The sequence below is a fragment of the Rubneribacter badeniensis genome, assembly GCF_002899695.1.
Classification (GTDB): domain Bacteria; phylum Actinomycetota; class Coriobacteriia; order Coriobacteriales; family Eggerthellaceae; genus Rubneribacter; species Rubneribacter badeniensis.
Genome location: NZ_PPEL01000137.1, coordinates 1 through 4,984 on the forward strand (window position 1 = coordinate 1; position 4,984 = coordinate 4,984).

The following is a 4,984-nucleotide window of genomic DNA, read 5'->3' on the forward strand; positions in this document are numbered from 1 at the left end:
CTCCGCAGCCCCGCCCGCCCTCGTCCCATAGATCATCTTTGCGTAATTATTCTGCATGCGGGGATATGGCGGTGCCAATGGGGCGTGCTGCGCGGTACTATGGGCGCATCCAGTCGAAACCTCCTCATACCGCGCATCCGGCTTGCGAGTCCGTTGCGCACCGAAAGGACGGTCATGAGCGCCATCGCATGGCAACCCGGCAAGCAGTACCGCGAGATCGTCTACGAGACGGCGGACGGTATCGCGAAAATCACCATCAACCGGCCCGAGCGCCGCAACGCGTTCACCCCGCTCACCGTGAACGAGCTGTACGACGCATTCACCGAAGCGCGCGACGACGCGGGCATCGGCGTCATCATCCTCACCGGCGCCAACCACGGCGGCCGCCATGAGGACGAGGCGTTCTGCAGCGGCGGCGATCAGAAGATCCGCGGCAACGGCGGTTACGTGGGCGAGGACAGCATCCCGCGCCTGAACGTGCTCGACCTGCAGCGGCTCATCCGCGTGGTGCCGAAGCCCGTGATCGCGATGGTGAACGGCTACGCCATCGGCGGCGGGCACGTGCTGCACATCCTGTGCGACCTGTCCATCGCGGCCGAAACGGCGAAGTTCGGCCAGACGGGCCCGAAGGTGGGCAGCTTCGACGCGGGCTACGGCGCGGGCTATCTCGCCAACATCGTGGGCCAGAAGAAGGCGCGCGAGATCTGGTACCTGTGCCGCCAGTACACGGCGGCTGAGGCGCTTGAGATGGGGCTCGTGAACAAGGTGGTGCCGTTCGACGAGCTGGAAGCGGAGTGTGTGAGCTGGGCGCGCGAGATGCTGCAGTTCAGCCCCACGGCGCTGCGCTTCATGAAGGCGTCGTTCAACGCGGCCACGGACGGCCTCGCGGGCATCCAGCAGCTGGCCGGCGACGCGACGCTTCTGTACTACACCACCGATGAGGCGAAAGAAGGCCGCGACGCGTTCAAAGAGAAGCGCGCGCCCGATTTCACCCAGTTCCCGAAGTTCCCGTAGGATTTGAGCCGGCTGCGCCGGTCGCTGCGCGCCCAAAGGCGAACGGCGGCGATTCCGGCGAACGCCGACCGACGAACGACACGAGAGGGGTAGGCTCGAACAGCGATGATCGGCGCGTTTGAGAGCATGGTGCGGCGACATCCACAGCGCACGTGCTTCACGTGCGTGGACGAGACAGGCGAGGCGCGAGCGTACTCGTATCGCGAGACGCGCATGCTGTCGGCGGCGCTCGCCCGCCATCTGCGCCGTCGCGGCGTGAATCCCGGCGACAGCGTGGCCGTGGATCTGCCGAATTGCGCCGCCTACGTGTTCCTCGTGCTTGCGGCGGCGTACGGGGGCTTCTCGCTTGTGGCGCTGAGCAACCGCCTGACCGGGGGCGAGAAGCTGGGCCGCCTCATGGAGATCGAGCGAAAGCCCGGCGTGAACGTGGCGCTTCGCGTTGACGAGGCCGCCGTCGGGCGTTTGGTGGACGAGGCTGTCGCTCTTTTGGCGGGCGAGGCCGAAGTTGGAGGGGGCTCCCGTGACTCTCGCGACCTGCGCGACTCTCGCGGGCTTCGCGACTCGCGCGATTCCTGGGGCCATCGCGATTCCCGCAGCCCCCGTGCGGGTTTGCGCTCCGCAGGCACGCGGCCCCGCCGCATCAGCTTCACGGCCCGCGAGAACGCGCTTGCGGCCGAGCCGCGTTCGACGCGCGGGCTCGGGCGGGCGTCGTCGGGCCGCGCGTCGCTGCGGCGGCGCGACGAGATGGCGCGCCAAGACGCGGTGGAGAGCGTTATCCATTTCGCCGAGCATGCGGCGCATGTGTTCGACCGCGGATCCCGCGCGCTCGTCATGTTCACGTCGGGCACGACGGGCCGTTCAAAGGCCGTGTCCCTCACCTGGGAGAACATCTGCTCCGCGTCGGAAGTGTCCAACGCGGTGCTCAACCGTCGCGGCGAGGGCTTGTGGCAGGCGGTGCTGCCGCTTTACCACATCGGCGGCTTCCAGGTGGTGGTGCGCAGCCTGCTGAACGGCATGCCCTTCATCCTGTACCGCCGCTTCGACGCCGCGCGCGTGCTGTCCGACGCGGCCCGACGCGGCGCCACCCACATTTCGGTGGTCGACAAGATGCTGCAGGATCTGCTTTCGGCGAGCGCCGAGCTGTCCATAGACGCCGTGCGTCGCTACTCGTGCATCCTGCTGGGGGGCGGGGCGGTGAATCCGCGCACGCTCGAGCGGGCGCTGTCGGTCGGCGCGCGGGTGTACGCGAGCTATGGCATGACCGAGACGTCCAGCCAAATAGCGAATTGCCTGGTGACTTCTGCATTTCGTGGAGGTTTGCGGCTCATGCCGTCCTATCGGGCGCACATCGTCGATCCGGGGGAGGACGGCTTCGGCCGCCTTGCCGTCAAAGGTCCCGGCTTGTTCGAGGGCTATCTGAACGCGCGCGCCGCCTACACGGTGGACGGATTCTTCCTCACGGGCGACACGGCCATGCTTCGCGACGGCTTGCTGTACGTGAAGGAGCGCACCGACGACATGTTCGTTTCGGGTGGCGAGAACGTCTACCCGGCCGAGATCAGAGGGCAGCTGCTGCGCGTGCCGGGCGTGGCCGACGCCCACGTGTTCGGCGCTCCCGATGCCGTATGGGGTCGCCGTCCCGTGGCGTTCGTGGAGCGCGATCCGGCTTTCGGGGCGCTTGCGCCCGCCGCTGCGTCGTCTGCGCTCGCGGATGCCGCGACGTTGGATGGCCCGTCGCGCCCGTCTGCCGCGCCCGCCGCGTCGCGCCCGTCTGCCGCGTTGCGCCCGCCGCGCCCGCCTGCCGCGTCGCGCTCTGCCTCTGCTGCGTCGTCTGCGTCTGCGGATGCCGCCGCGCCCTCCTCGTCGCATTCCTCCGCACTTGCGCCCGCCGCGCCCACCGCGCCCGCCGCTGCGTCGCGCGCGGCGAACCGCCAACTGGCCGTCGCCGTTCGAGAGCATCTTGGCCCCCGCCTCTCGAAACTCTACCGCCCCAAGCACCTCTGCGTGCTCGACGAGTTTCCGCGCACCGGCATCGGCAAGGTCGACCGGGCCGCTTTGGAACGGCGCTACGACGAGCGCATCGAGGTCGAGCGCGTCGTGCTGCATCGCATCAAGATGCCGTTCTCCACACCGTTTCGCACGCCGAAGGGCACGCTCGCCGAGCGCGAGTCGGTTATCGTGGAGGTGGTCGATCACGCCGGTCGCACGGGGTTGGGCGAATGCGTGGCCTTCTCCACCGATTGGTATTTGCCCGAGACGCTTGATCAGGACGTCCGCGCGCTGCGCGACATCCTCGCTCCGATGGTGCTGACCGAGGCGTTTCTCCACCCCAGCGAGGCGAGCGCCGCGTTCTTCTCCGACCCTCGCGCCGCGGCGCTTCCGATGGCGTGTGGCGCACTCGAGCCGGCGCTATGGGATCTGTACGGCAAGATCGTGAAGAGGCCCTTGTGGCAGCTCGTGGGCGGCACGGCGCGCGGGGGCGTTGCGGGCGGGAGCGCGTCGGTTCCGGCCGGCGCGGTGGTGGGCCTGGGGTCGCCGAGCGAGACGGTGGCCGCCGTGCGCCGCTGCGCGGAGGCGGGCTATCGGCGGGTGAAGCTCAAAGTGGCTCCGGGGGCGGCACCTGCGGCTGTGCGCGCGGTGCGTGCGGCGTTTCCCCAGCTGATGATCACGCTCGATGCCAACCAGAGCTTCACCGAGCGCGACATGGACGATCTGCGCGCCCTTGACGCGTGTGGCGCGGCGTGGATCGAGGAGCCGCTTGATCCCCGGCGCGTCCCGCAGGGGGCTTCGGGCGATCTGTTCTCCCGCTTGGCGAAGCTGCAAGGCGCGTTATGCACGCCCGTGTGCCTGGACGAGTCCATCGCCCGTCCGCGCGACCTCGCCCGCGCGCTCGCGCATCCCGAGCTGCGCTGCTACGCTGTGAAGGCGGCCAAGTTCGGCGGCGTTCAGCCTACGCTCGACTTCCTGTCGATGGCCGAGGAGCGCGGTATCGACGTGTGGATGGGCGGCATGTACGACACGGGCGTGTCGAAGCGGCTGCACGCCGCGTTGGGGACGTTGCCGCACGTGAAAGCGGCTGGCGATATCGGCTCGACGGCGCGCTATTTCGCGCAGGACATCACCGATCCGCCGTACACCGCAGATCGCGGCTTCGTCACGCTCAACCGCGCGGGACACGAGCACGGCTTGGGGTGCGATCTCAATCGCGCGGTGCTCGCGCGCGTGCTGGTTGATCGCATCGTGATCGAGCGCTAGGCCGCTCGCGCGTTTCGTCGCGCCTTGGCCTCCGAGCGCGTTGCGTTCGCGCTGTCGCAGCGGATGTCGGCGGTGTTGGGGACGGTGCCGGGGCACGGTCGCAGCGAGGCGGCCACGGCAGGCGGCTTTGCGCCTGGAGAAAGCGCGCCTTCTATGTTAAACCAAAATCGACACGAACCCACGTTCGCCTAATATCGAGTCGAGCTTCCCCTAACCGGGCGCTTCGGAAGGTCCCTACCCACCCGACGGGCGAGGCCTTCCGAAGCACCGACGGAGCTTCGCTCGGCAGACTGGCTCGGCCTATATCAATCCTGGTTTAACAGAGGAAGCGCGTCTTCAACGGGGCGTTTGCATCGGACGGCCGCGCGCTTTCAGGGAATGCGGCTGCAACGGGTTATCTATCGTGACGGAGTGCCGGTGCCTCCTAAGACGCGGTTGCGTCGGTATGGCTGTGAGTGCAGATGGCTTCGCGCGATACGCCCCGCCCCCGACGCCTTCTCGAGAAAGCGGCTTTGCAGCCGACGAGACGCGAGCAGGGCGGCAATGCCGCGACGGGCACGGTGCTGGCAGAGCGCTGTCGCGGCGGGCGCGGGGCTTGCCGCGGCGGGCGCTGCGCTGCTTGCGAACGCGGCAGTACCGTCTGCGAACATGGCAGGGCTGCTTGCGAACGCCCCCGTTCTTCGGCAATGCAGGGGCGGTGGCGGGGGGGGGGGCT

Annotated in this window: 2 protein-coding genes; both read left to right on the top strand. The window is 68.6% G+C overall.

Annotation, left to right across the window (positions count from 1 at the left end):
* The first annotated feature begins 174 nt into the window (after positions 1-174).
* On the top strand, positions 175-1,014 hold the full coding sequence (gene menB, locus C2L80_RS13070) for a 1,4-dihydroxy-2-naphthoyl-CoA synthase (RefSeq protein ID WP_087198572.1): 840 nt from the start codon (positions 175-177) through the stop codon (positions 1,012-1,014).
* Between the two features lie 105 nt (positions 1,015-1,119).
* Positions 1,120-4,269 carry an o-succinylbenzoate synthase gene (gene menC / locus C2L80_RS14500; protein WP_239939024.1) on the top strand — a complete coding sequence of 1,050 codons (3,150 nt, stop codon included), beginning with the start codon at positions 1,120-1,122 and terminating at the stop codon, positions 4,267-4,269.
* Positions 4,270-4,984: the final 715 nt, after the last annotated feature.

Bases quoted from the DNA above. Each gene is read 5' to 3' on its own strand.
- menC (WP_239939024.1), top strand. From the start codon at position 1,120: ATGATCGGCGCGTTTGAGAGCATGGTGCGGCGACATCCACAGCGCACG.
- menB (WP_087198572.1), top strand. From the start codon at position 175: ATGAGCGCCATCGCATGGCAACCCGGCAAGCAGTACCGCGAGATCGTC.